This window comes from Candidatus Villigracilis saccharophilus (genome assembly GCF_016711665.1).
Window position 1 is genome coordinate 47850 of record NZ_JADJSO010000016.1, and the last position, 25537, is coordinate 73386.

Here is a 25537-nt window from a genome sequence, read left to right on the forward strand (position 1 = left end):
CTACCTCGCTAAATACACAAGCAATGGAGTGAGCGTAAGCGGACTCAGCGCCGTGCCGAGAAAAACGATGGCGGTCACAAGAGCGGGCTCCAGTTGATATTCGGTTGCAACAACCGTAGTTGCAACTGCCGCGGGCATGGCGGCTTCCAACACACTCCCCTGCCGCGCTGTGTGTTCCAAACCGAACAGACTCGCAAGTAATAATCCCACCAGTGGACCAAGCAAAAGTTTAGCGAACACGCCAATGCCCAGCGCACGGAAATTATGCGACCATTGGATGCGGGTTAATTCCAATCCAAGCAAAATGAGCATGACGGGTATCGCGCCATTGGCGGCGATTTCAATGGTACGTGATAATGGCAAAGGGAGTTCAATTCCCCATGCCTTGACCAGAATTGCCAAGAGTACGCCGTACATGATCGGCAGTTTGAAGATCCCAAGCACCGCAGACCTCAGATCCATATGACCAAGGGAAGCGATGATCACGCCGACCGTGTTGAAGAGAATGGTTGTTGTCACATAGAAAATTGAGGCGACCGCCAGCGCGTCATTTCCGAACGCGAATTTGACCAGCGGCAAACCATAGTTGCCGGTATTGCCGAAGGCGACTGTCAAAATCACAGCCAGCATATATGGTCTTTCGAGTTGAAATATTTTACTGAACAGGAAAGCCAGTAATCCCATGACCGTGATCACAGAAACCGTGTATCCAACCGTGGTCAACGCCTGCCCCAGATCGAGTCTACTTTTTATCATCAAGTCAAAAACGAGCAATGGACTGAACACATAAAAGACCACGCGCCCAAGCGAACGCGAATCGACGGTGAGGAATTTGCCAAGGATAAATCCTGATCCACTGACCAGCAGAATGGGCAGGAGATTATTTGCAAAGGTGGTGATGAGTTCGTTGAGAAACATAAGATTGTGGCGAAATTATAACCCCCGTTAAATAAGTGTAGTGGCGCAGCAGTGCTGCGCCACTACACTGTGATTACAAAGAAATCAATGCGGTTTGTTTCAGCACCGCTTGCATGGACCACGGCCCTGTCCATGTGACGGTGACGGGGAGGACTTTGCCGCGCAGGTCATCTTCTGATTCCACGAAGACGATCTTGTTGGTGGGGGTGCGTCCGCGCCAGCGGTTTTTGACTTTATTTTCAAATAAAACATCAACGGTTTCGCCGAGATATTTTTTATTGATCTCGGCCAAAATACCTTCCTGTAGATCATCGAGGATGTGCAGGCGGCGTAGTTTGTCTTCTTCCGGTACGTTATCATCCATGCGACGGGTGGCGACGGTCCCCTCTCGAAGGGAGTAGCGTGCCAGATGCGCCACATCCAGTTTCAGGTCAGACAGGACACGGTAGGTTTCCATGAACTGTTCCTCTGTCTCGCCGGGGAATCCAACGATGATGTCAGTCGCGATGGAACATCCAGGAATTTGTTCGCGGATCTTTGCCACAAGGTCACGGTATTGCTGTTGAGTGTATCCACGCTTCATGTTGGCAAGGACTTCATCATCCCCAGCCTGAATGGGCAGCTCAATGTGCGGCATCACGCGGGGAAGATCCGCGATGGCTTGGATGAGGTCATCTTCAAAATAATTGGGATGCGAGGTCAGGAAGCGGATGCGCTCGATGCCCTCGACTTCGTGAATGAGATGCAGAAGTTTTGCGAGGTTGGGGCCGTCGGGGATGTCCTTGCCGTAACGGTCCACGATCTGACCGAGCAGAGTTACTTCTTTGACGCCCTGTCTCGCCAGTGAGCGGACTTCACCCACAATATCGCCGACGGGGCGCGAGCGTTCTCCGCCGCGTTTGGATGGGATGATGCAGAAAGTGCAGGCGTGTGAACAGCCATACACGATCGGCACATGCGCGCTGATGAGTTTTCCCTGCTCTGCCACGGGGAGAATTAGCTCCTCGTCCATCATCAGGAAGCGGCGCGTGGTTTCCGCGTCTTCCAGTGAATGGATTTCACCCTGCGTAAGGAGCGAGATCAACGGGCCGGGATCAGAGGGCGGGGAGAAGACATCCACGTATGGAAGTTTCTCGCGCAATTTTTCCGCGCCGCGCACACCGACCATACAGCCCATGAGGTTGATGACAAGATTCGGATTTTTCTTCTTGAGCGGCATTAACGAAGTGACACGCCCATAGGCTTTATCTTCGGCGGATTGGCGCACCACGCAGGTATTTAAAACAATAACATCCGCTTCTTCGATGGTTTCGGTAAGGGTGTAGCCAAGATGTTCAAGCGAAGAACCGACCCGTTGCGAGTCGGCTACGTTCATTTGGCATCCTTCTGTCCAGATGTGATACTTTTTTTCCATAGGCGCGAATTATACCAAGTCTGTCGGGATTCAAGTTTCGGGATTTGAATATAACAAACAAGCCGCCGCTCGAAGGCGGCGGCTTGTGTAAGTAAATCGACACGATAGGTTTCTAAGGATGGAGGCAAGCCTGTAAAGCGTTAGAAGCGTTGTCAGCAATAACTTGTAGATGATCGCAGTGATGCGCTTCGTCTTCATCATGTGCAGCCAGACAAGCATTTAAATCTGCCATGGCAGCGTTATACGCATCCTGCTGCACTGAGCAATCTGGAGCGGGCGGAACTACAACCCCACCCACCTCGCCCAAACTTAATGCAGACAGAGAATTATTGATCTGACTGAACACATTGCCAATAGCTGGGCCTAGAATCATCAATGCAGCGATGACCACAAGTGCAACCAATACAAGAATGAGCGCATACTCCACCAACCCCTGGCCCTTATCGCATTTTTTCCGAGAGTTTGATGAATTCATACCGAACGCTCCTATCCAAAAACTATTCAATTTATTTAATAGTAAATCTTATACTTTTCTTGCACGCAAATGTCAATACCGCAATCCTTTAGGCTCGCTCACACGGATTATTTATTGCAGTTATGGTTCACAGCCTTCCTGTAATGTAGTTTGGGCGCGCACAGAAGATCCTTGAATTTGCGAGACACGCTCCCAAAGAGTAACAAGCGCCGGACATAATGTTTTTTGTTCATTAATAGTGCGTTCAGTCAATTTAATTGCTGTATCCTCATCTCCGGTGACCGCAAAGGCTTCAATGAAAGGCAGGTTTTCAACAGGGGCAGAAGCGCTTAATTTTCCCTGCTCTGCCTGATCGTATAGTTTCACAATCCCATCCCAATCAGACCGCTGGCGGGCGAGTTCAGCCTTTTCAAAAAAATAACACCAGCCGTGCGCAGGTTCAGCGCCGAATAAAGTTCCATCCAAAACAGGCTGAAGAGCTTGCGCCTGGATCAAGCCCGGGTTGGAAAGCGGTACGGCGTTGAGCAAAAAATAATTTGCGCCGGGCACTGTCTCAGCATTTGCATATAAGGAATCAAGCACGCGCAGACAGCCATCAGCGTCCTTGTATATCACCACGCTGTCGGTGGTCGAGCCGTTGAATTCAACAGTACGATATTGGAGATGGATCGGTTCGTCAGGTCGAAGGGAAGGCAAGGTCGTTGAATTAAATCTACTTTTTATATATAAAAGCAAATAGGGAAGCTCTCGATCCGTAATGGTCGAAGCGTACATCCAATTTAGCGGGGCAGTTAATTGCAAGTCTGATAGATAGTTAAGCGGCAGTTCATACGTTAATAAGACCGTGCCTTTTTCCAGGGCAGGCATGCGCCATGCCATCTGCCAGAAAATATCCTGTAAGTTGGCCGTGTCGCGGCGGAAGGTGTTTGAAACGGTGAATTGATAGGCTGTTGATAATCCGATCAACAGGCTGAGGATGAAGAACTTGCGCTTCCCATCTCTTAAGAGAAAAGCTGCCAGCCCGACGATGAAGAGACTCGCCCCGAACATGATGGAGAGAAAGAAGCGGTCATAGTCAAACTCAATCTTCAACGGCAAACCTGCGGCCCACGACGGCAGACGACCTGCGAATATCGCCACAAGTCCGATGAGCATGGCCCATCGTCCCCATGAATCTTCTTTCGGATGCTGATCAGTTGTCCCGTTGGATAGGAAGCGCACCGATATAAAAATTACCATTGCTGCGCCAAGCAGGATTCCCAGCGCAATGATCTGCGTGACCGTCCCGTCAATTGTTGAGATCAGGCTGAATGTATTGATCCATGATACAAACCCAGAGAGGGAAATGGTCTTTAAAATTTCATTGACGATTGCGAGCGGGGAAAAGGACGGACTGGATAGAATGTTTATTTCGTACGAGTTATAAGCCGTCGAACGATGATATGCGTATGTCCAGGCAGCGTTAAGAATCCATACACAAAAATAGGGAAGCCAGGAAGTCGCGGCTTTCCGTAATATATCTTTTCGTGCGGTTAGAGTCTCGGAAAAAATGGACAGTAAAAAGAAGAAACGTAAAATTTCAAGACCGAAAAAATATTCGGTTGCGAACAGTCCCATGGCCTGCAATACAATCGCAAGGATGGCGGCTCTTTTTCGATGGCGGTCATTTCGGATCGCGTACGCGGTCAAGCCAAAAGAGGCGATCAACCATGTCAGCGGAATGATCTCCTGATTGACATGTGTCAAAGAAACCCATTGCTGTTGATACCCGGGGTACACAGTAAACAAAAGCGCCACCCACAGCACATTCCATCTTTGAGAAGGCCAGACCGATCGGAGAACGTACCAGACCTCGAGGGAGAGGAAGAAGCGCAGCGCCAATCCAACCAGCTGCCAGGTAAAGGGATGCCCGCCAAACAAGGCGGTCGTCACTGTAAAGATCGGTCCAAGGAACGGGCGGAATGGGCGAAAAGATTCAATGAATTCTATGGGACCAAAGAAGCGCAGGAACCAGGCAAAAGGCCAGTCATCCCAATAAAACCCCATGCGCGGGGTCAGCAAACCATAAGCCAGCAATACCAACAGAAATAAAATGGCTGGGACAACGATGAATTCTTTTTGGCGAAGTTTTTCAATCATATTTTTCATGTGTGAGATCTGATATGCGATTTTATCATCAATGTAACGAGGGAAAATCATGCAAAATGCGCATGTTATAATCCGATTCATGCTTCAGAATCGAATAAAAGATATTGCAATCTACATTGTGTTGATCATTGTTTTTTTAGCACCGCGCATCCCAAAGATCGATTCATTCGTCACACTTGATGAACCGTCCTGGCTGAGTCAGGGTGCGAATTTTTATTACGCGGTTGCGCAGAGGGAATTTGAGAATACAGTCTACGAATATCAGCCGGCCGTAACTACGATGTGGATCATCGCTTTTGGAATGTTGGCGTATTTTCCTGAATATCGCGCTCTTGATCAGGGCTACCTTAATTACGAAAAAGGGCGGCTCGACCCGTTCATGATCGAGCACGGGAAAGATCCGCTTGCGCTTTTAACCTATTCGCGGGTGATCCAAGTATTTGTCATCCTATTCCTTTTCCTGGTGCTTTACTATCTTCTCCAAAAGTTAATTCCCAAAATAAGCGCGGCTTTTATTGTAACCTTTGCCACTTTCGATCCCTTCTATGTAGGTATCTCACGGCTACTTACGCATGAAGGTTTGGTGTCAATGTTCGTACTCGTTTCCCTGATCTCATTTGCCGTGTATCTCGCCAGAGATAGAAGAATTATTTTCCTTTTGATTTCCGGTGTTGCCGCTGGATTCGCTCAATTATCGAAATCCTCAGCAATCGCCATGCTTGCCGGGATGGGTATTCTATTACTGATGCAATTATTTCAAGAGCGTCAGCACGGTTGGGGAAAAGCAATTCTAAATAGCATAAAGTTTTTCTCCATTTGGCTTGTTTTCCTAATTGTCACCTACTTTATCTTTTGGCCGGGAATGTGGGTCGCGCCCGGAAAAATGTTATATGAAGTCTACGGTAATGCCTTCAGTTATGCCTTTCAGGGTTCGCGGCTCACAGTTACCCAGGAACTGGATGTTTCTAGATTCAGTCTTAGTAATCTGTCAGGATTATGGGAAATGACAAGTGTGCTGCTCTATCGGACCACTCCCATCACATGGCTTGGAGTCCTCTTGGGATTGGCCATTCCGTTCACACGCGACCGTGAACTGGTCGGCCCATACAGGCTTCTGTTTACCCTGTTATTAATAAATGCTTTAGCATTTATTTTCCTGATCGGCATTGCCCAGGGACGCAACTCCCCGCATTACATTTTGACCAGTTATCTATCCTTAAACCTATTAGCCGGGTTAGGATGGCTTCACGTTATTAATTGGAGCGTATCTCATTTTGCAGAGAAGAAAGTGAAATTACAGTATGCCGGGTTGGCTGTAGTTTTACTCCTTCAAGCTTGGAATGCAATTTCATATTTCCCTTATTATTTCACATATCGCAATCCAATCCTTTACTCGCTGGGTTGGTATAAGGATTATCCAAACTTCCCATATGGAGAAGGCCTCGAAATTGCGGCTCAATATCTCGCCCAACTTCCTAACGCGGCGGATACAACTATATTTTCATATTACAGCCGCGGATGTTTTTCATACTTCCACCCCGGTGAAGCGATCAGTTTTCGTCCCTATTATATTGATGGCGAACATGCAGAAGATCTCCTAAGTAATCTCCGAGGGTCGGATTACCTGGTTGTGTACTATGCCAATCAGAGTCAAGCAGAAAAGTATTGGCCATTTCTCAACATTCTCGCTACTGTCAAGCCGTTCCATGAAATTTGGATGAATGGTTATGAGTATGTGCGGATCTACAATGTGGATTCCTTACCGCCGGAAATATTCGAAGCGCTAGCCAATCTATGAACAACCTCTTTTCAAAAATAAACCAGAGAAAAGTATGGCTCGCCATACTTCTGCTTGTGATCACCTTTCCTTCACGGATGATCCATATTGACCGCGCCATTAACATTGACGAACCTTTCTGGGTGATCTCCAGCTCTAATTTTTATTACGCAATTACGCACAAGAACTTTGAAGACACTTATTTTGAATATCATCCGGGGGTCACAAATATGTGGATCATATCCACAGCTTTGTTTTTCTACTTCCCCGAGTACCGCGCTTATGAACAGGGATTCTTCGATACCCGTAAACCGAAATATGAAGAATTTATGCGAAGTCATGGCAAGGAAGCCATTGAATTGGTACGCATCAGCCGCTATATTCAAGCGGGCATTTTGACTTTTCTTGTAATAGCAGCCTTCCTACTTTTAAGTATTTTGATCGGGGAAAACGCCGCCTTACTCGCCACCGCACTGGCGATCATTTCACCATTTTTCCTTGGGCATTCCCGTCTACTTAACATGGAAGGCATGGTGGCCTTATTTGTATTGGTATCTTTATTGGGGATGCAGGTATATATAAATAAGGAAAGAAAAACAAAATATCTACTTCTTTCTGGTCTAGCATTTGGCCTTGCGCAGTTAACAAAATCCACATCCATTGTGTTAATTGGAGTAGTGACCCTTATATTATTTATTGACCTGTTCAAGAGAATTGAGCAAGATTTCAGTGTGAAATTATGGAACACCATTCGAACATTTTTAATCTGGTTGGGCGCTGCTGTTTTGATCTACTTTCTTTTGTGGCCCGGGATGTGGGTTGCGCCCGGAAGAATGCTTTCGGAAGTATATGGAAATGCGTTCAGTTATGCGTTTCAAGGCGCACGCCTTGAAGTGACCGAACAATTACAGCCAGCAAGCTTCAGCCTTACCACCCGTTTTGATGGAATTTTTCAATATCTGCAAAATTGGACGACTTCGACAACGCCAATTACCTGGTTGGGATTGATATTTTCCATATTTGCAGTCTTCTCAAAAGATAAACAAAGATCGCAATCTCCAATGAGATCAACTCTTGTTTACTTAGCCATTCTGGGCGGATTATTCATCGCCATGTTCGGCATTGCGCAGGGGCGTAACTCTCAGCACTATATTCTCAGCAGCTATGTCTGTTTTGATGTAATGGCGGGAATCGGCTGGGGCTATGCGTGGACATGGATGCAAAGCCGATGGACAGTGATAAACCGTGTTTATATTTCCATATTGTTTTTTATCGTTCTGATCGGGACTCAAATTTCATTGGGACTTCCCTACGCGCCTTATTATTTTAACTACAAGAGTCCATTCGCCAGTGAAGCCGCCACACTTGGCTATGGCGAAGGACTGTCACAAGCTGCGGATTACCTGGCACAAAAGCCGAATGCAAAAGACATCCGCGCGTATGTCTATAACGGCATGGGAACATTCTCCTTCTTCTTCCCCGGAGAAACTTTGGTTTTCAAGAGGGTATACTTAATAACCAGTGATTACTCAACCATTACAAATGAAATGAGAGAATCGGATTACCTGGTTCTCTACCCGATCATACGGAAACAACAGCCTGAAACTGAAAAAATCTTTCGCGCATTTCAAGATATAAGCCCTGAAAAAACCATCATCATTAACGGACTTGATTATATTTATATTTATCGAACTATAGATATTCCAGAAGCTGTGTACGAAAAAATTCTTCAATAATGATCATAAAAAGGACTGGAAAATTTCCAGTCCTTTTTATATTAATATCTATCTGCACAGGTATAAAGTTGTCCCTTGATCGGGACCGCCTCCGCCCAAACCTTGGGGCTGATTCTCTCCCTGCGGCATTTGTGGTCCGCCAGTGCTTAGCTGGCTAAATTCCTGCACCACCGAACAGGATGCACTCAACCAATTGGCAATATCTTGTTTACCGCCGCGATCGCCGCCGTACATCACATATCGCAACTCGCCATTTGCCACCATCGCGGATAGATCCCCGGCTGTCACCACTGCATCCTGCCCGCCGAAGCCGCCCATATACAGCACGGGGCGACCAGTAGCGATCACAAGCGATGAACCCTGTTGAGAGGAAGGAACGGCCAAAAGATACTCCACATCCTGCGTGTTCGCTTCAAGATAGGCTAGCAGATCCTCGTTCACATTTGATGCGGGACCTGACCCTTGCGGAAAGCACGATTCGCGCCTCCCAATCCATCCTGCTGATCACTGCCCGAATACGCAGTGGGTAAATTTATGTTCGGATTGGATGCAACGGTCATGACCGTCCAATACATGGGGATGATCAGCATTGCAGAGAGAAGTGTGACGTAAGCAATCCGCTTTCCGCGACGCGACCATTAGGATGATTCCCGCAACGAAGAGGATTCCCGCTGGGAGCATCCACCATAAATTCTCGCCATACTGATCCATCGCAAAATATTGAAAACCGAGTGTGATCGCAGACATTAAGATAAACAAGATGCCAGCCCAATTCCTGTCCCGGCCCCACGACCATAATTGACTAAATCCGATCCCGACCATTGCGCCAAGTGCCGGAGCGAGCATAATGGCATAATACGAATGGAAAATACCGGAGACCATGCTGAAGAAAACTACACAGGTCATCAACCATCCGCCCCAAACGAGCAGGGATTTGTGAACACCAGATTCGATTGGAAGTTTTAAACGAGAGCCAAAGAGCGCCAGCAAAACACTGATCAATGCGAACGGCAGCAGCCACGACATTTGTTTCGATAACGGCTGTGTGAAGAAGCGGAAAACCCCGGGCTCACCAGTTTCCTGGCTGAATTGCGTTCCACCTCCCTGACCATTTGGGCCGCCGACTAAAGGACTTTGTCCATTTTGCTGTGGAGTCATTCCCTGTGGTGCGCAGGCTAACACACTTTGATTTGGAGGCGTGATGCAAGAACCGTTGATCGTATTCCCATTTTGCTGAGTGAATGAACATGCATCCCCTTGCGCGGAACTGGCACAGGCATCTAATGCCTGTTGCGGCGGTCCTTGACGAGTACCCTGCTGAGGCTGAATCCTTTGATCGGAATCAGTACCAGCCATCGGCGCAGAGGGAGGCGTTCCTCCTCCTGGTCCGCCAGTGCTTCCGAGCCGCGAGACTCCGTTATGACCGAAGATCAATCCCATGACGGTGTTGTTATCGCTGGAGCCAATGTAGGGACGTGAGTCGGCTGGAGTCAAATCCACGATCACTGCCCACGAAAGGGAGACTGCAACAAGCAGAACGGTTGCGATGCCAAGGTTGACCATCTTGCGCAGCCAGGCTTCTTTTGAACCAAAAAAATAAAGTGCGTAAAAAGCCGGGAGCGGCAGGAAGGCCTGCATCATTTTGATGTTGAAGCCAAGCCCGACAATGAATGCACCGAGTAAAAGCCATGTCAGTTTGCCTGACTCTGTCGCTTGGATAAATGCCCACGCGGCGAGGAGTAAAAAGAAGACCAGCAGACCATCCATGGTGTTATTGCGATTGGTGGCGACAAAGACCGGAGTGATCGCCATGACAAACGCGGCGATAAGCCCGGCGAGTTCACCCATATATTTTTTGACCATCGCATACAACAGCGGAATTCCAAAAACGCCCGCGAGGATGTTGGGCAGTGAAACGCTAAAACCGCTGACGCCAAGGAAATATGCAAAGACCGCTTCGATCCATAATCCCAGCGGAGGTTTATCCACTGTGACCGAGCCGCCAGGTTCCGCGGCAACGAAGAAGAAATTGCTCCAGGATTGCAGCATGGATTTGACCGCGGCGGTGTAATATGCATTCGCGTCGCCAATTGCTTCGATGTTGTACATATGCAATCCAAACGAAAATGCCATGATGACGAGAACGAGAACTGTCGAGATCGTCAGGCCGAGGAAAAGTTTTCTCTTTAAGAATGAAGATTGAGTTGGAATGGTTTCTGTTGTCATGTGTTGCTCCATATTATTGTTTACTTGGGTGGTTGAGTGGAGTTCGCTATCGCTCAGTTCTACTCAACCACCAACAATTCTTTCTTCTTACTTCTACTATTTTATATTTCCCTTCAAAAACCTGAGAGTGAAGCCAGTCACCAGTTATCTTATAAACCCGTGAATCTAACCAGCCGTATCCATGACAGGTGTCATGGGTGATTCGGGAGAATCATGACGGCATACACACGGCGCGCAGGCCTCGTCATGATAAGATTTGCATATGCACTCCCCGAAAGAATCAACACGACTTCTCCGTACTGCAGCATGGATCTGGCTCGGCTTCCTCCTGGCAATGGCTGTCATGGATCTTGTGCTTTACACCCAGACCAATCTTCCCATCACACAAAATCTGCCATTACAGCAGATGACTCCCGGACAGCAACTCCCGCCCAATCAACTGGGATTTCAACCCAGTCAGCCGAACAACCTGCAGAGAAATCCTTTAAGACCCGTCTATCTTTTTTACAGTGCGAGCGGATTGGTCGCTCTGTTCTTTTTTATCTTTGCCCATTCAACCTGGATACAAAAAAAACTTGGGCAGGAGTTCTACCCACTGCTTCTGCTCACCATTTCGACCGCGCCGATTATCATCAACGTGTTGATCACGCCGCGCTTCCCGCAGGGTCCGCTGGCGAACGCGGAAGGCATGGCGCTGCGTCAACTACCGGTGTTGTTTGTCGCCCTCGCGCTTGTAGCCTGGGAATATGAATTAGCGCACGTCATCTTTTTCAGCATTGCCACCACCACCCTTGAACTCGGTCTCATTTATTTCAGCGCGATCGATTACAGAAGTATTTCTGTTTTTATTTTTATTGCCATCGTCCGCACGATCAGTTTTATCGCGGTTGGTGTCTTTATCAGTTTACTGGTGGCACAACTTCGCCAGCAGCGCGAATCACTGCGTGAAGCAAATGCCAACCTCAGCCACTATGCGTCCACGCTGGAACAGCTCACAGTGAGCCGCGAACGCAATCGTCTCGCGCGTGAATTGCACGACACATTGGCGCATTCCCTGACCGCAATTTCAGTCTCGCTTGAAACCGCCAAGGCTTATTTCGACATCGATTCCAACAAGACCCGTGACCTGATCGACAGATCATTGGAATCGACCCGCCTTGGTGTGGATGAAACCCGCCGCGCGCTGAAAGCCTTGCGCTCATCGTCGTTGGAAGATATGGGACTTAATCTCGCCATCCAACGCGCATCCGAATCTGCAGCGGCACGCTTCCACCTTAATCTGACGCTGGATCTTAAAAATCCCATGCCTTCCCTCAGCCCGGACGTGGAGCAGACCATCTACCGCATCGCGCAGGAATGTATCGAAAACATTGCCAGCCACTCGCGCGCAAAAAATTTCAGCGTGCGCTTGGACAGCAACGGTCACACCACGCTTACGATTCAAGATGATGGTATCGGATTTGATCTTGATGCTGAAAAATCAACGGGGCATTTTGGTTTGATCGGTATGCGTGAACGCGCCGAACTTGTAGGCGGAAAATTAAAATAGAAAGTGAAAAAGGAAAAGGCACGAAGGTTGTGCTGACGATATAATTCCCCCACATCATTGCGAGGGCGATGTTTTTCGCCTGAAGCAATCTCGGTCACTGTAATGGAGATTGCTTCGTCGGGAAGAGCACCTCCTCGCAATGACGGAAAGATACATATGAAAATCCTCCTTTGTGACGACCAGGCCGTGATCCGCGATGGACTTGAAATGCTCCTCAACCTTGAGAGGGATTTTCAAGTGATCGGCGCTGCGCAGGACGGTGCGGAAGCGCTTGAACTCGCCGCTCAAAAACAGCCAGACCTGATCTTGATGGATTTGAAAATGCCGATCATAAATGGTATCGAGGCCACACGCCAGATCCGCGCAAAATTCCCCAATATAAAAATCCTGGTATTGACCACATACGATGACGATGAATGGGTCTTCGATGCGATCCGCGCGGGGGCGTCTGGTTATCTATTGAAAGATACTTCACGCCAGAAGATCGTTGAGGCTATCCGCGGAACGATGGATGGAAAATCGTTCGTAGATCCCGCCATCGCGGGGAAACTGCTCAATCAGGTTGCCAGCAGGCAAACCCAGCCCGCATCCATACTGACAGATAAACTGACCGAACGCGAACTGGATGTATTACGTTTGATCGCAAAAGGCATCAACAACGGCGAGATCGCCGCACAATTACACTTATCCGAAGGGACAGTACGCAATCATGTCAGCGCCATTCTTGAAAAATTGGGTGTTTCAGATAGAACACAGGCGGCGGTTATCGCCATACAGCATGGTTTGTAAGTTAAGTTTTATTTTTGCTTATTAAAAGGACAGCGTAAACGAACCCCACAGCTAAAGCAGGGGGCTTTGTCCCTGAACACGAAGGTTCGAGACCATTGGCAGGTTTACTTCTGCCCTGACTGCGATATTGACAGCTACTATGTCCGCATTGCCAGAGAAGTTGCAAGCGCTACAAGGAAAACAGATTGAGACTTACGATTGGCTTTATCAACACCCCACCGGCGAGGTGTTTCTTGGATCAACGAAGATCACAGGAACCCCACGCGCCCGGCTTTTAACGATGTACTGCCTCAGTTGGTAGAACGACCAATTCGCATGTCTCGCTCTCTGCTGCGTCCTTTTACGGGAGCCTCACGGATACCGCCCAATTCTTCAAGGGCAATCGCTCGATGAGTGTCATACGCAATCTGTACGAGAATTTTGCTAATTCTATGGTTGGTTGTTTTTGAAACCGGGGGGAGAGCCCGGGGATTTTTTGAGGGGGTGGGGGGGGGGGATTGGGTCTGTTTCTTTTGCAAATTGCTTCTGCGATGTCCAAACTTTCGGCGGTTATCTTCGAGCGCGCCGCGCCGCTGAACCCGCCACCGTCCGAAGTTGCGGCGATCTGGACAAGACCCAGATCAACCCCCAACACCCCTTCCACGTCAATTGGCTTGGGTGCCTCCACCTCGCAGACAACCATCAGGTAAAACTTGCCTTTGACCAGGCACAAGCGTGGCCTTTGAGAATTCCATGCTGGCGTTTTCCGCAGGCAAAGGGACATCTTTGTCTGCCCTCTACTGTCCAGATGCTCAACTCCATCCTGTCCAGTTTGTAGGTCAGGATGCGGTCATCAAAGCAATCGCGCCATGCGGCTTGAAAGTACGTTTGACTTTTCTATCCAGCTTATAAGCATCTGCAACTTTCGAGATGCAACGAACAACCACCTGTGCGGTCAAGCCAAACATTTCCTTGACAGCGAAAAGTTACGTAAGTTTGTGGATTGGAAATTGTTTGAATGTCTGACTTCCACGCCTGTTCGCTGATGTAATTGCAGGCGGCGTTTGCAACCTCAAGAGTTTTACGAAGGGCTTGCGCTTGTTCAGGCGTAGGCAGGAGTTTTATTTGAGCGATCAATTTCATGGCGTGATCATACCGCGCTTCAATCTGTCGAAACTTGCCGCGCGCCCCCCCCCCCCGCCCCCCCCCCCACTGCTAAAGCAGGGAGTTTCTTGCCGAGGTCAGGATGACAAAACGCATCATTCTTGACACCGATCCCGGCATTGACGATTCTCTCGCAATCCTTCTCGCCCTTGCATCCCCTGAAATTTCCCTTGAAGGATTAAGTGTGGTGCATGGAAATTCTTCCACTGAGCAGGGAACGATCAACGCTCTTTCAGTATTGGAACTGGCAAAGGCAAGCCATATCCCTGTTTATCGCGGCTGCCAGTTGCCGCTTGTGCAGCCATCCCTGCTTGCACCTGAAACACATGGAGATCATGGAATTGGGTACGCAAAACTCCCAGCACCGCTGAATCAGCCAAAAACCCAGAAGGGAAGCGACTATCTAATTGAGAAGATCATGTCGTCACCGGGGGAGATCACATTGGTCTGCATCGGCCCGTTGACAAATATCGCATTGGCAATTCGGCAGGAACCGCGTATTGTGGAAAACGTCAAAGAGGTTTTCATCATGGGCGGCGCGATCCGGCATGAGGGCAACACCACTCCACTGGCGGAATTCAATACGTATGTTGACCCGCATGCCGCGCATATCGTTTTTCACTCGGGTATGCCTATTACGCTCACGCCGCTGGATGTGACCTATCAATGCATCTTTTTGAAGGACGACCTGAACAGGTTATTGAAGATCGAATCACCGATCACTAAATTCATCTCCGACGCGACCCGCTTTTACATGGAATTCCACGATGAGTATCAAAAAATTGACGGGTGTGTGATCAACGACCCGCTCACAATGGCGCTGACCTTTATGCCTGAGCTATGTGACTATCAGGATTTGTATGTGGATGTTGACCTTTCCGGCGGGGTTTCGATGGGCAACACGTTCGCGGACTTCTACAAAATGACAAAAAAAAGTGCTAATATGAGAGTGGCGCTGGGTGTTCGCTCGCGCGATTTTATGGAGCTATTTTTGGAAAGGATGGAAAAACTGGCAAAATCCATTGCGTGACCTTTGAATTCGAACAGTGTTGTTATGGACAGAAATTCATTCATTCTTTCGGAGGATACCATGCTCGAGAAGATCAAGAACAATTTCAACACCCAGACCTGGGTACTCATCCCCATCGCCATTGCCATCAATGTTGCGGTTGGACAGATCGTTCTTCTGCTCAAACTACCCGTTTTCCTTGATTCTATCGGCACTGTGCTGGTGGCTGTCCTGTGCGGACCGTGGGCTGGCGCATTAACTGGCGCACTTTCCAATATCATTTGGGGCATTGCCATTGACCCGGGCGCTTTGCCCTGGTGGCCTGTTGCAGCCATGATCGGTTACATGGCTGGACGTATGGCTCAATGGGGCTTCTTTAAATCCTGGTGGAAGGTCGTTGTCACAGGTTTCGTTGTGGCGTTGACCGCCGCGATCGTTTCAACCCCCATCGCCGTTTATTTGTTCGGCGGAATCACAGCCAGCGGATCATCCTTCATTACAGCCTATTTGCTCCAGACTGGTCAGGGAATTTGGTCCGCCGTGGTCAGCACCAGCTTCCTCACTGAACCTGTGGATAAGATCACCACAGCCATGCTTGCTTTTGCGATCATTCAGGGTCTGCCCAAACGCACGATCGGCGGCTATCCCAAAGCAGAACAAGCCGCAGTTGAAGGCGGAGCGAGCACAAATCAACTATACATTGCAGTCGGTGTGGTTGTACTGCTCGTTTTGTTCGCGGCGTTCATGCTGCGCAATATCCTCGGCGGATAAATAACATAACCGCTATGCGAGGAGGGCGCGTACCTCCTTGCAATAACAACACAAAAAAGAGAGCAGATATTCGCCTGCTCTCTTTTTTGTCGTTTATAATCAGCACTTATGCATGAGCGACTATCATTTTATGTCAAACGCAATAGCGTAATTCATGATCTCAATCCCCTAACAAAAGTAATCCTAACCCTTTCGCTGATCCTGATCGCCTTCAGCAGTCCCTGGTATTGGACACCGCACCTGCAGGTATTGATCGCCATCATCCCTCTGGGATTTGTCGGCAAAGTAGCGCCTGAGTTCTTCAAGACGGCCATCCGTCTCATCCTACCCGCGGCAGGGTTCCTGTTCCTGATGCAGGCGTTCTTCCAGCCAATTGGGCAGGATGTGATCTTTAAGTTCTATTTTCTGGATGTGACACAGGAAAGTCTGATGTTCGCTTTCCGAAGTTCCATGCGCGTGTTCGTCATGGTATCGGCGTTCACATTTCTTTTGCTGACCACCCATCCCAGCGAATTGATGTCCGACCTCACCCGCCGCGGTTTACCCGGCCAATTTGCTTATGTGATCATTTCAACCCTTCAAATTTTGCCGCAAATGCAAGCCAAGGCACAAACGATTATTTCTGCACAACGCTCCCGCGGACTGGACACGGAAAGCAGTTTCCTTAAAAGAATGGGCTCGCTCTCCCCGTTGATCGGTCCGCTGGTCTTTGGTTCTCTGGCGGAAGTGGAAGAACGCGCCATCGCCATCGAAGCACGCGGCTTTACATCAAAAAATCAAAGACTTCCCTGCACGAGATCCCCGATCACCGTTCTGATCGGCTCATTCGCTGGGTTCTCATCATTCTTGTCATCATTTCCATTGCGCTAAAACTATGGCTCTCATAAACCTGCAAAACGTCACATATAAATATCCGCTCACGAAAACGCTCGCCCTGCAAAATATCAATTTGCATATCAATGAGGGTGAATTCGTTGCGGTCATTGGTCCGAACGGCGCGGGCAAGTCCACGCTGTGTTATGCGCTGGCTGGCTTTGTGCCGCATTTTTTCAAAGGCGAGATCAGCGGAAGCATTGAAGTCGCTGGCATGGAATCCAGCAAGTCCACGCTGGATGAGTGGGTCTTGAATGTGGGGCTTGCGTTTCAGAATCCGTTCAATCAGATCTCTGGCGCAAAATACACCGTCTTCGAAGAGATTGCTTTTGGATTGGAAAATAACGGCGTGCCGCGTGAAGAAATTCGTCCGCGCGTGGAGGATGCCATGAAGCTGACCGATATCAGCAATCTGGCAGACCGTTCCCCCTATTCGCTCTCAGGCGGACAACAGCAGCGCGTCGCTTTGACCTCGATCCTGGTCATGCAGCCCAAACTGCTCGTTCTCGACGAACCGACCTCACAAATGGACCCGATCGGCACGCGCGAAGTCTTTGGCGTGGTGCGCCGAATGGCCGAGGGCGGCATGACAGTTGTAATGGTCGAACACAAAATGGAATGGATCGCGAATTTCGCAGACCGAGTCATTGCGTTGAAAGATGGTCAGATCCTTATGCAAGGAAAACCCAACGAAGTCTTGACCTCTGATGTTCTGGCGGAAAACGGATTTGGAATTTCTCGTTACACATCCACAGCCAGGGAAGCCAAGAAGCAAGGCTTGTGGAAAAAAGAAACTTTACCTGTCACCTTGGATGAAGCCGTGGAAGGATTCCTGAAACGTGATGCGTAATACGTTTTCAGAGTCACGTTTCACGTTTGCGAAAAGTTAAGACAATTGTAAACGAACCCCACAGCTAAAGCAGGGGGCTTTGTCCCTGAACACGAAGGTTCGAGACCATTGGCAGGTTTACTTCGCCCTGACTGCGATATTCACAGCCGCTACTATGTCCGCATTGCCAGAGAAGTTGCAAGCGGTACAAAGGAAAACAGATTGAGACTTACGATTGGCTTTATCAACACAACCACATTCGGGGCAGGTGCGCGAGGTGTTTCTTGGATCAACGAAGATCACAGGAACCCCCACGCGCTCGGCTTTGTACACGATGTACTGCCTCAGTTGGTAGAACGACCAATTCGCATGTCTCGCTCTCTGCTTGCGTCCTTTTACCGGAGCCTCACGGATACCGCCCAATTCTTCAAGGGCAATCGCTCGATGAGTGTCATACGCAATCTGTACGAGAATTTTGCTAATCCTATGGTTGGTTATTTTTTGAACACGGGATTGAACGCCAGATATTTTCTTGAGTTTTCGTCTGGCGGATTTGGTCTGTTTCTTTTGCAAATTGCTTCTGCGATGTCCAAACTTTCGGCGGTTATCTTCGATAGCCGCGCCGCTGAACCCGCCACCGTCCGAAGTCGCGGCGATCTGGACAAGACCCAGATCCACCCCCAACACCCCTTCCACGTCAATTGGCTTGGGTGTCTCCACCTCGCAGACAACCATCAGGTAAAACTGACCTTTGACCAGACACAAGTCGCTTTCCCCATGCTGGCCTTTGAGCAATTCAAGCTGGCGTTTTCCGCAGGCATAGGACATCTTTTGTCTGCCCTCTACTGTCCAGATGCTCAACTCCATCCTGTCCAGTTTGTAGGTCAGGATGCGGTCATCAAAAGCGATCGCGCCATGCGGCTTGAAAGTACGTTTGACTTTTCTATCCAGCTTATAAGCATCTGCAACTTTCGAGATGCAACGCACAACCACCTGTGCGCTCAAGCCAAACATTTCCTTGACAGCGTAATAAGTAAGTTTGTGGATTGGAAATTGTTTGAATGTCTGACTATCCCACGCCTGATCGCTGATGTAATTGCAGGCGGCGTTTGCAACCTCAAGAGTTTTACGAAGGGCTTGCGCTTGTTCAGGCGTAGGCAGGAGTTTTATTTGAGCAATCAATTTCATGGCGTGATTTTACCGCATATTCAATCTATTGAATATGCTCCAGCGAAAGTACATCGCCAGCGGCTATCCCTCTCCACTGCTAAAGCAGGGAGTTTCTTGCCGAGGGCTCGATGAATATTCTGATCAAGAATGGTACGCTCATTACCGCATTCGAAACTTTTCAAGCCGATATTTTGATAGAGGATGAAAAGATCACGCGCATCGGACTTAATCTGGAAGCTGATTCTGCCCAGGTGGTGGATGCATCGGGCAAGCTGATTATGCCCGGCGGCGTCGACCCGCACACTCATTTTGACCTGCCCATGTTCGGCACGGTCTCATCTGATGATCATTACACTGGTCACAAAGCCGCGGCCTTCGGCGGCACAACCACCGTCATGGATTTTGTTGTGCAGGAACCGCAAGGTTTCAAACACTCAGTAGATTTGTGGATGCAGAAAGCCGCGAAAGCCGCCATTGATTATTCCTTCCACATGAACCTGACCCATTTCGATGACAATATCCGAAGGAAATCCTTCCCTTGCCCGAGATGGGGATCACAACGCTAAAAGTATTCACAGCCTATAACGGAAAATTACGCCTTGACGATGGCGGGATCTTCAAAGCATTTTAAGAATCGAAAAAGAGAACGGGCATGCTCGCTCATGGCGCATTGCGGAAACGGGGATGTGATCGACACCTTGATCTCAGAGGCGTTATCACGCCGGGGCACACAACGCCCGAATGGCACGCGTTGACCAGACCAAGCTGGGGCGCAGTTGAATCCACTTTACGAATGGCGGGCATGGCCGCGAAGTTGATGCGCCATGGTGTACATCGTCACATGAACGCGGGCGGCGAAGCGGATATGCTGAAATATGCCCGCGAGCGCGGAGTCAAAGTTACGGGACCCGCAGTATCTGTTCTTCACAATAGATCACCTGCGCCGCACAGACGGCTCGAAGTGGATCTGCTCCCCGCCCATGCGGACAGAAAAGGATAACGCGCGGCTGTGGGAAGGATTGCATGACGGCACAATTCAAACCATTGGCACGGATCATTGCGCGTTCTTCTTCGACGGCACAAAACCGATCACCTATGAAGGCAAACAGATCGCCATCCCCGGCAAGGAATTGGGCAGGGATGATTTCACCAAAATCCCCAACGGATTGCCCGGTGTCGAGGATCGCATGCCGATCATGTGGACGTATGGTGTGCGCGCCGGTCATATTACCGCAAATCAATTCGTAGCATACAACTCTACCAACCCCGCGAAGATATTTGGCTTATATCCACGCAAGGGTACACTCCACCCCGGCGCTGATGCGGACATCGTGATATGGGATCCGAAAAGAGTGAATTACGGCGTAACTAATCCCATCAGCGTACCGACTACAACTTTATATGAAGGCTGGGAATTAACCAGGTTACCCTGAAAAGTTTTCCTGCGCGGAAAACTCATCGTGGATGGTGATAGGCTGACTTGGCAAATCCGGTAACGGTCAATTCTTGAAACGCGGCGAAGGTGAAATTCTTTAGAGCCATGTCAACAAAAAAGCCGATCATCCATTGTGATGCGCTGGTAGTCCATTGTATGGACTACCGGCTGCAAAAATATCTGCAACCGTGGATAACGGTTCGCTTCGGGTACGACAATTTCGATATCATTTCACTGGCGGGTAGTGTGCATGATTATGAAATGGTTCTGAAATATGTGCAGCTCGCAGTGCGTATCCACGGCATCGATACGGTCTGTCTTATCAACCATGAAGATTGCCGCGCCTATGGACGCGAGGGGAACTTACAAACGCCACAAACACGATTTGCTGAGACTCCCCAAAACAAAATCACAGCCTTGTTCCCCGACTTAAAAGTGGAAACCTTCTATTTGCATCTTGACGGAACATTTGAATCAATTTCGTAACCTAACCATGCCTAAATAAAATCAATGGTGATAAAATTGCCGTAGATAAAACAAAAGGACGCCTTGGGGAGCATCGAGCCTTTGTTAAAATAATTGCTTGAGAATCAAATATGCCGCGTCGCTCACTCGCTCGTCTCTACAAAGACGAGTTCTCTGGATATTCATTTGCAAATTTCAACAAGACCTGCTCGCAGGGCTGACGGTTGCCGCAGTTGCGCTTCCGCTCGCCTTGGCATTCGGTGTTGCCTCTGGCTCAACAGCATCCGCCCGGGCTGGTGACCGCCATCATCGCCGGAGTTCGTGATCGGGCGCTGGCGGGTGCGCCATATCAGATCTCCGGCCAACGGCGCAATGAGCGCGGTAATAATGCTGCTTGTTCAAAAATACGGGTTGACTGGAATATGGGTCGCTGGTTTGATGGCGGGTATTTTTCTGACGATCATTGGCTTGTTGCGGCTCGGACGCTTTATCGCTTTCATCCCATCCCCGGTCATCACCGGTTTTACTTCAGGCATCGCACTGATCATCTTCATCGGTCAAATGGATAATTTCCTCGGCGTCAAAACCACAGGCGCAGACTCAGCGGCTCTTAAATTTATAGGCTACTTCAAAGGCGGATTCATTCCTGACTGGCACGCCATCGTCCTGGCTGGGATCGTCATCCTGACCATGGTACTCTGGCCGGTCAAATGGAATGCGAAATTTCCCGCTTCATTATTGGGTATCATCCTGGCAACGGTTCTTAACGCCGCCCTGAACTGGCCTGTCAAAATGATCGGAGTCATCCCCCAGACATTGTTTCTCGCTGACCGCATGAACTTCTCTATGATCCCTTGGGCAAATCTTGGTGATTTTGTTGCACCCGCATTAACCATCACCGCGCTCGGCGCGATTGAAAGCCTGCTGTGCGGTGCGGTCGGCTCGAACATGACCGGCATCCGCCTCCAAGCCAACCAGGAATTGATCGCTCAGGGTTTGGGAAATATACTGATCCCATTCTTTGGCGGTGTCCCAGCCACGGCGGCAATCGCCCGTGCCAGTGTCGGTATAAAATCCGGTGGACAGACCCGCCTTGTCAGCATCATCCACGCGGTGGGATTATTGCTCTCGATGTTCGTGCTCGCCCCGCTGATGGCGCGCATCCCGCTCGCAGGCCTGGCAGGGGTGCTGATGGTCACAGCATGGCGCATGAATGAATGGGAAGGCATTCGTTTCATTTTTAGCCACCGTTTCAAAACTGCGATGATCACATTCGGCATCACACTAATTGCAACCATCACGCTTGACCTCACTCAAGCCATTCTGGTGGGTGCTTTCCTGTCTGGGGCGATGTTCTAAGCAACATCGCCACGCTTGAAGTGGAAGTCACTGAAGTGGATGCGGAAAATTTACGTCAAAGAGGAATTGAGAACGCCGGGCAGTGCAAACATGCAAAGAGTCGCCCTTCCTGACTGGTCCCCTGTTCTTCGCGGCGACAGGACAATTTAACGAGGCATTTACAAAGCTGGGCGATACGCACGCATTAATATTGTCAATGCGCGGTGTGCCATTAATTGATGCATCGGGTTTGGAAGTGATCCACCGTTTGTATGAAAAGATCCATAAACAAGGCAGCACATTGATGTTTGCCGGAGTCCATGAAAATGTGCGCACCATGATGGAGCGCGGCGGATTGGTCAAATTGGTCGGGGAGGAAAATTTCTTTTGGTCGAGTGACCAGGCCATTGTCGAGGCAGAGAAGCGCGGGTGCTACTTCTGTTCCAGTTCCCTCACCCTTGGATAATCCTTATAAAATCCGCGATAGCTTTCTGGAAGTTTTGCCGCGATCTGGCACATGATCTCATCCGTCGCGCTTCGCATCGCTTCTTCGCGTCCTTTGCCTTTGGGAATTTCAATATAAAATAAATCTCCGGCTACAGCTTTGATCTTTGATCGGCGAAAGCGTTTGAGGTTGGATATAATACCGCGGTCTTCGGTGCCGGTCAGCGCGATGGGCAGAACAGGGTAGCCGCTTTTGCTCGCGAGAAATGCCGCGCCCATTTTGCCTTCCTGCAACGACTCTGTTTTTGATCGTGTGCCTTCCGGTGCGATGACCATGAGCCCGCCTTTTTGCATCCTCGCCAAAATCTCACGCAGCGCAGAAAAATCCGCTTCGAAACGATTCAACCAGATTGCGTTCACAGAACGCCCGATCGCGCCAAAAATCGGGTGATCCTTATATTTTTCAGCCACTGCCATGATCAGGTCTTCCCGCTCGAGCGCATAGATCAATACCGCCGTGTCAAGGCGGCCCAGATGATTGGCGGCGAGGATGACATTGCCATGCGGAAGTTTGTCTATACCGACAACTTCGACATCAGCAATGATATTCATGACAAAACGAACCAACGAACGTATGGTTTTATATTTCATATTTTTTATTCACTCAACAATTCCTTTAAACGCGGATGCTCCGCATAATAGCCGCGATTCTTTTCGAGCAGCATGACCGCGATGCGGCACATGATCTCATCGGTATATTGCTGCAAAACTTCTTCGCGCTTTTCTTTCGGAAAAGGCGGCAGTACAAAAGATTTGCCCGCTGTAAGTTTAATATGTGTTCGACGAAACCGCTTAAGATTTCCGAGGAAGATGCGGTCTTCTGTGCCAGAAACCGCCACAGGCACGATCTGCCAATTCATCTTGGACGCCAGATAAGCAACCCCGGGTTTGCCCCGCGCCATCTTCTCATCTCGCGCGCGTGTGCCTTCCGGAGCGATCACCAGGGTCTGACCTTCGCTCATACGATTGATCATCTCACGCATGGATTTAAGGTCAGGATGGAAACGATCAATAAAAATCAAGTTAAGGTATTTTCCCAGCCATTTAAGAATCGGGATCTCTCCCCATTTTTCCGCGACAGGAATAAAAAGATTCCAGTTGTCCAGCGCGTAGAACGCCATGGGTGTATCCAGGATACCAAGATGATTGACAGCGATCACAAATCCGCCTTGTTTGGGCAGATTCTCATATCCATCAGCTTCTATTTTTGTGATGATCCTTAGGACTGTATGTATCAACCAGCGCAGGAACTTTTCATATTTTTAATTTTACACGGTTTTCTCAAACGAAGTTTCAAAGAAAAAGCCCTGCTTTGACAGAGCTTTTGTGACCTTATCCCCAGATATATTCTGAATTACTCCGACGGTGGGCTGTACTTTTGATTCCATAGACATCGAACATTTTCAGGAAAACTTCGTAATCAGAAGGAGGCATGTTCGTGATATTAAAACCAACCTGATAGGTACTGGGGTCAAGATAATCCATCTTGCACCATATGGCGCGCGCAGAAAAAATTAAGAAATGTTTGTCTGAGATATCGCTGGTCTGATCAATACGCAAACGAAAATCCACTCTTAACTGAACAGGTCGTGAACAAACCAATTTAAAACCGTCTGTACTGATATCTGAAAGATGTCCGATCAATTTACCAGTGACTTCATCCAGGACCCGCATGTAATAAGAAAAATTTCGCCGCGATAATTTCCGTCTTTCTGCAACCATCCAGCCTCCTTGCAAATATGAAAGGTGCCTGGAGTATAAGCCCAAATAACTTACACGACAATATAACTAATCAGTTTTCAGAGCGCAAAATATGGGTCAAGATCGTAGCGCCCGAGCCGCCAATATTTTGCGCCATGCCGATCTTCGCGCCATCCACCTGGGTGGGACCACACTCGCCGCGTAGTTGTTGGACAACCTCCACAAGTTGATACATCCCCGTCGCACCGACCCGGATGACCTCGTGCTTTTTAATCCGCCGCGAGTACAAACGGGCACTCTGCCTGGATGCTGATCTCGTTATCGAGAGCAAGTCGAACGCCCCGCCTCTTTCAGCAAACCCGCTGGCTTCCAATGATAATGCCGCCATGATGGAAAAGGCGTCAGTGCAATTCAAAAACATTAATATCACTGGGTGTTACCCCCGCCATCTCATAAGCCCGCTTTGAAGATTGATATGCAGCCTGCAAAAATAAAGGGTCTTTGCGCGAATGTACCGCGATCGTGTCGGTTGCCGCAGCTGAAGCAGAGACAAGGATGCGCGGCTTGCGCAATACCCTCTCTGCAGGAACAATAACCATCGCAGCAGCCCCATCGCCGGTTGGGGAGGCATCCAACAAGTTGATCGGTGTTGCGACCATGGATGATCTTTCAAATTTCTCAACAGAGATTTTTTCGTGCAAGCGGGCATTTGGGTTGTGCATCGCATTCGCATGTGCATTGATGGAGAAAGGGGCAAAATCTTCATGCTTCCAACCAAATTCATGCATGTATCTTCGCATGACCAGGGCGTTGATGCCAACAAATGAAATTCCCTGATCAACCTCATAATCCGCATCATGGCGGTTGCCAGTGCGGCAGTGACGTCGCGTCGGCTTTATCCGTCATTTTTCGACGCCCACCACCAACGCTGACTCTACATCACCAGAGGCAACAGCCATCAGCGCAGCGCGAAATGCAGCAGCGCCTGGGCCGCAGGCAGCTTCTATCTTCACCGCTTCCTGTTTCCACAGCCCAACCCAATCAGCAAAAATGTTCCCAGTTGATTCTGTCCATTTACCAGCGGGGACAGCATATTGCCCACGAAGAGCGCGTCCACTTTTTCAAGGCCGGCATCCTGCATGGCGGCAAAAGCGGCATCGCCTCCGATCTCGCGCAGGGATTTTTCCCAATGCTCGCCTATTTTTGTTTGACCTATTCCCAGAATGGCTACTTTTCTCATATTGTAAATTCTACCGCAATTGCGCTA

General features: G+C 49.1%; 29 protein-coding genes. 16 read left to right on the plus strand and 13 right to left on the minus strand.

Annotated features, from left to right (window positions below; genetic code table 11):
* From IPL17_RS07105 to IPL17_RS07120, 4 genes are all read right to left on the minus strand, one after another.
* Window positions 1–918 (minus strand): AEC family transporter, encoded by a 918-nt coding sequence (locus IPL17_RS07105; RefSeq protein ID WP_345306383.1) that lies wholly within the window; start codon window positions 916–918, stop codon window positions 1–3.
* A gap of 73 nt (window positions 919–991) precedes the next feature.
* A complete protein-coding gene (miaB, locus tag IPL17_RS07110; protein ID WP_345306384.1) occupies window positions 992–2332 on the minus strand; it encodes a tRNA (N6-isopentenyl adenosine(37)-C2)-methylthiotransferase MiaB in 1341 nt (446 codons plus the stop codon).
* 112 nt (window positions 2333–2444) lie between these two features.
* The gene (locus IPL17_RS07115) at window positions 2445–2807 is read right to left on the minus strand and encodes a Flp family type IVb pilin (RefSeq protein ID WP_345306385.1); all 363 of its coding nucleotides are present in this window, start codon (window positions 2805–2807) and stop codon (window positions 2445–2447) included.
* 120 nt (window positions 2808–2927) lie between these two features.
* The gene (locus tag IPL17_RS07120; protein ID WP_345306386.1) at window positions 2928–4955 is read right to left on the minus strand and encodes a hypothetical protein; all 2028 of its coding nucleotides are present in this window, start codon (window positions 4953–4955) and stop codon (window positions 2928–2930) included.
* Window positions 4956–5034: 79 nt separating this feature from the next.
* Between IPL17_RS07120 and IPL17_RS07125 the strand changes: the two genes are divergently transcribed.
* Together IPL17_RS07125 and IPL17_RS07130 are read left to right on the plus strand one after the other, a co-directional pair.
* Window positions 5035–6753: a glycosyltransferase family 39 protein gene (locus tag IPL17_RS07125; protein WP_345306387.1), complete on the plus strand. Its 1719-nt coding sequence runs from the start codon at window positions 5035–5037 to the stop codon at window positions 6751–6753.
* Window positions 6750–8468, plus strand: a complete 1719-nt coding sequence (locus IPL17_RS07130) for a glycosyltransferase family 39 protein (RefSeq protein WP_345306388.1) — start codon at window positions 6750–6752, stop codon at window positions 8466–8468. Before IPL17_RS07125 ends, IPL17_RS07130 begins: the two co-directional genes overlap by 4 nt.
* A gap of 48 nt (window positions 8469–8516) precedes the next feature.
* Here the strand turns inward: IPL17_RS07130 and IPL17_RS07135 are convergent, their stop codons facing one another.
* A complete protein-coding gene (locus tag IPL17_RS07135; RefSeq protein ID WP_345306389.1) occupies window positions 8517–8909 on the minus strand; it encodes a hypothetical protein in 393 nt (130 codons plus the stop codon).
* Between the two features lie 63 nt (window positions 8910–8972).
* Window positions 8973–10694 carry a glycosyltransferase family 39 protein gene (locus IPL17_RS07140; protein WP_345306390.1) on the minus strand — a complete coding sequence of 574 codons (1722 nt, stop codon included), beginning with the start codon at window positions 10692–10694 and terminating at the stop codon, window positions 8973–8975.
* Between the two features lie 262 nt (window positions 10695–10956).
* On the opposite strand from IPL17_RS07140, the gene IPL17_RS07145 reads away from it, so the two are divergent.
* From IPL17_RS07145 to IPL17_RS07175, 7 genes are all read left to right on the plus strand, one after another.
* The gene (locus IPL17_RS07145; RefSeq protein WP_345306391.1) at window positions 10957–12243 is read left to right on the plus strand and encodes a sensor histidine kinase; all 1287 of its coding nucleotides are present in this window, start codon (window positions 10957–10959) and stop codon (window positions 12241–12243) included.
* Window positions 12244–12399: 156 nt separating this feature from the next.
* Window positions 12400–13032, plus strand: a complete 633-nt coding sequence (locus tag IPL17_RS07150) for a response regulator transcription factor (RefSeq protein WP_345306392.1) — start codon at window positions 12400–12402, stop codon at window positions 13030–13032.
* 530 nt (window positions 13033–13562) lie between these two features.
* The gene (locus IPL17_RS07155; RefSeq protein WP_345306393.1) at window positions 13563–13721 is read left to right on the plus strand and encodes a hypothetical protein; all 159 of its coding nucleotides are present in this window, start codon (window positions 13563–13565) and stop codon (window positions 13719–13721) included.
* A gap of 536 nt (window positions 13722–14257) precedes the next feature.
* Entirely contained in the window at window positions 14258–15205 is a 948-nt protein-coding gene (locus tag IPL17_RS07160; RefSeq protein WP_345306394.1) for a nucleoside hydrolase, read from the plus strand.
* Window positions 15206–15265: 60 nt separating this feature from the next.
* Window positions 15266–15955 (plus strand): ECF transporter S component, encoded by a 690-nt coding sequence (locus tag IPL17_RS07165; RefSeq protein WP_345306395.1) that lies wholly within the window; start codon window positions 15266–15268, stop codon window positions 15953–15955.
* 108 nt (window positions 15956–16063) lie between these two features.
* Window positions 16064–16825 carry an energy-coupling factor transporter transmembrane component T gene (locus tag IPL17_RS07170; RefSeq protein ID WP_345306396.1) on the plus strand — a complete coding sequence of 254 codons (762 nt, stop codon included), beginning with the start codon at window positions 16064–16066 and terminating at the stop codon, window positions 16823–16825.
* Window positions 16826–16829: 4 nt separating this feature from the next.
* Window positions 16830–17678, plus strand: coding sequence for an ABC transporter ATP-binding protein (locus tag IPL17_RS07175; RefSeq protein ID WP_345306397.1), 849 nt, complete (start codon window positions 16830–16832; stop codon window positions 17676–17678).
* A gap of 117 nt (window positions 17679–17795) precedes the next feature.
* Here the strand turns inward: IPL17_RS07175 and IPL17_RS07180 are convergent, their stop codons facing one another.
* Window positions 17796–18845 (minus strand): transposase, encoded by a 1050-nt coding sequence (locus tag IPL17_RS07180; protein ID WP_345306398.1) that lies wholly within the window; start codon window positions 18843–18845, stop codon window positions 17796–17798.
* A 110-nt stretch (window positions 18846–18955) separates the two neighbouring features.
* Between IPL17_RS07180 and IPL17_RS07185 the strand changes: the two genes are divergently transcribed.
* From IPL17_RS07185 to IPL17_RS07215, 7 genes are all read left to right on the plus strand, one after another.
* Complete coding sequence (locus tag IPL17_RS07185; protein ID WP_345306399.1) at window positions 18956–19393, plus strand: hypothetical protein; 438 nt, start codon at window positions 18956–18958, stop codon at window positions 19391–19393.
* Between the two features lie 86 nt (window positions 19394–19479).
* Window positions 19480–19827: a hypothetical protein gene (locus tag IPL17_RS07190; protein WP_345306400.1), complete on the plus strand. Its 348-nt coding sequence runs from the start codon at window positions 19480–19482 to the stop codon at window positions 19825–19827.
* Complete coding sequence (locus tag IPL17_RS07195; RefSeq protein WP_345306401.1) at window positions 19808–20260, plus strand: amidohydrolase family protein; 453 nt, start codon at window positions 19808–19810, stop codon at window positions 20258–20260. The genes IPL17_RS07190 and IPL17_RS07195 overlap by 20 nt, the downstream gene beginning before the upstream one ends.
* 107 nt (window positions 20261–20367) lie before the next feature.
* Complete coding sequence (locus IPL17_RS07200; RefSeq protein WP_345306402.1) at window positions 20368–20748, plus strand: carbonic anhydrase; 381 nt, start codon at window positions 20368–20370, stop codon at window positions 20746–20748.
* Between the two features lie 97 nt (window positions 20749–20845).
* Complete coding sequence (locus IPL17_RS07205; RefSeq protein ID WP_345306403.1) at window positions 20846–21052, plus strand: SulP family inorganic anion transporter; 207 nt, start codon at window positions 20846–20848, stop codon at window positions 21050–21052.
* A gap of 47 nt (window positions 21053–21099) precedes the next feature.
* Entirely contained in the window at window positions 21100–22086 is a 987-nt protein-coding gene (locus IPL17_RS07210) for a SulP family inorganic anion transporter (RefSeq protein ID WP_345306404.1), read from the plus strand.
* Window positions 22087–22168: 82 nt separating this feature from the next.
* Entirely contained in the window at window positions 22169–22531 is a 363-nt protein-coding gene (locus IPL17_RS07215; protein WP_345306405.1) for a sodium-independent anion transporter, read from the plus strand.
* Here the strand turns inward: IPL17_RS07215 and IPL17_RS07220 are convergent.
* The 6 genes from IPL17_RS07220 to IPL17_RS07245 all read right to left on the minus strand — a co-directional run bounded on the left by IPL17_RS07220 (window position 22498) and on the right by IPL17_RS07245 (window position 25510).
* Window positions 22498–23160 (minus strand): lysophospholipid acyltransferase family protein, encoded by a 663-nt coding sequence (locus tag IPL17_RS07220; protein WP_345306406.1) that lies wholly within the window; start codon window positions 23158–23160, stop codon window positions 22498–22500. The genes IPL17_RS07215 and IPL17_RS07220 overlap by 34 nt on opposite strands.
* Window positions 23161–23165: 5 nt before the next feature.
* Window positions 23166–23807, minus strand: a complete 642-nt coding sequence (locus IPL17_RS07225; RefSeq protein WP_345306407.1) for a lysophospholipid acyltransferase family protein — start codon at window positions 23805–23807, stop codon at window positions 23166–23168.
* 94 nt (window positions 23808–23901) lie between these two features.
* Entirely contained in the window at window positions 23902–24291 is a 390-nt protein-coding gene (locus IPL17_RS07230) for a PilZ domain-containing protein (protein ID WP_345306408.1), read from the minus strand.
* Between the two features lie 70 nt (window positions 24292–24361).
* Complete coding sequence (locus IPL17_RS07235) at window positions 24362–24658, minus strand: hypothetical protein (RefSeq protein WP_345306409.1); 297 nt, start codon at window positions 24656–24658, stop codon at window positions 24362–24364.
* 13 nt (window positions 24659–24671) lie between these two features.
* Entirely contained in the window at window positions 24672–25058 is a 387-nt protein-coding gene (locus IPL17_RS07240; RefSeq protein ID WP_345306410.1) for a hypothetical protein, read from the minus strand.
* 221 nt (window positions 25059–25279) lie between these two features.
* Complete coding sequence (locus tag IPL17_RS07245) at window positions 25280–25510, minus strand: hypothetical protein (protein ID WP_345306411.1); 231 nt, start codon at window positions 25508–25510, stop codon at window positions 25280–25282.
* Window positions 25511–25537 lie beyond the last annotated feature (27 nt).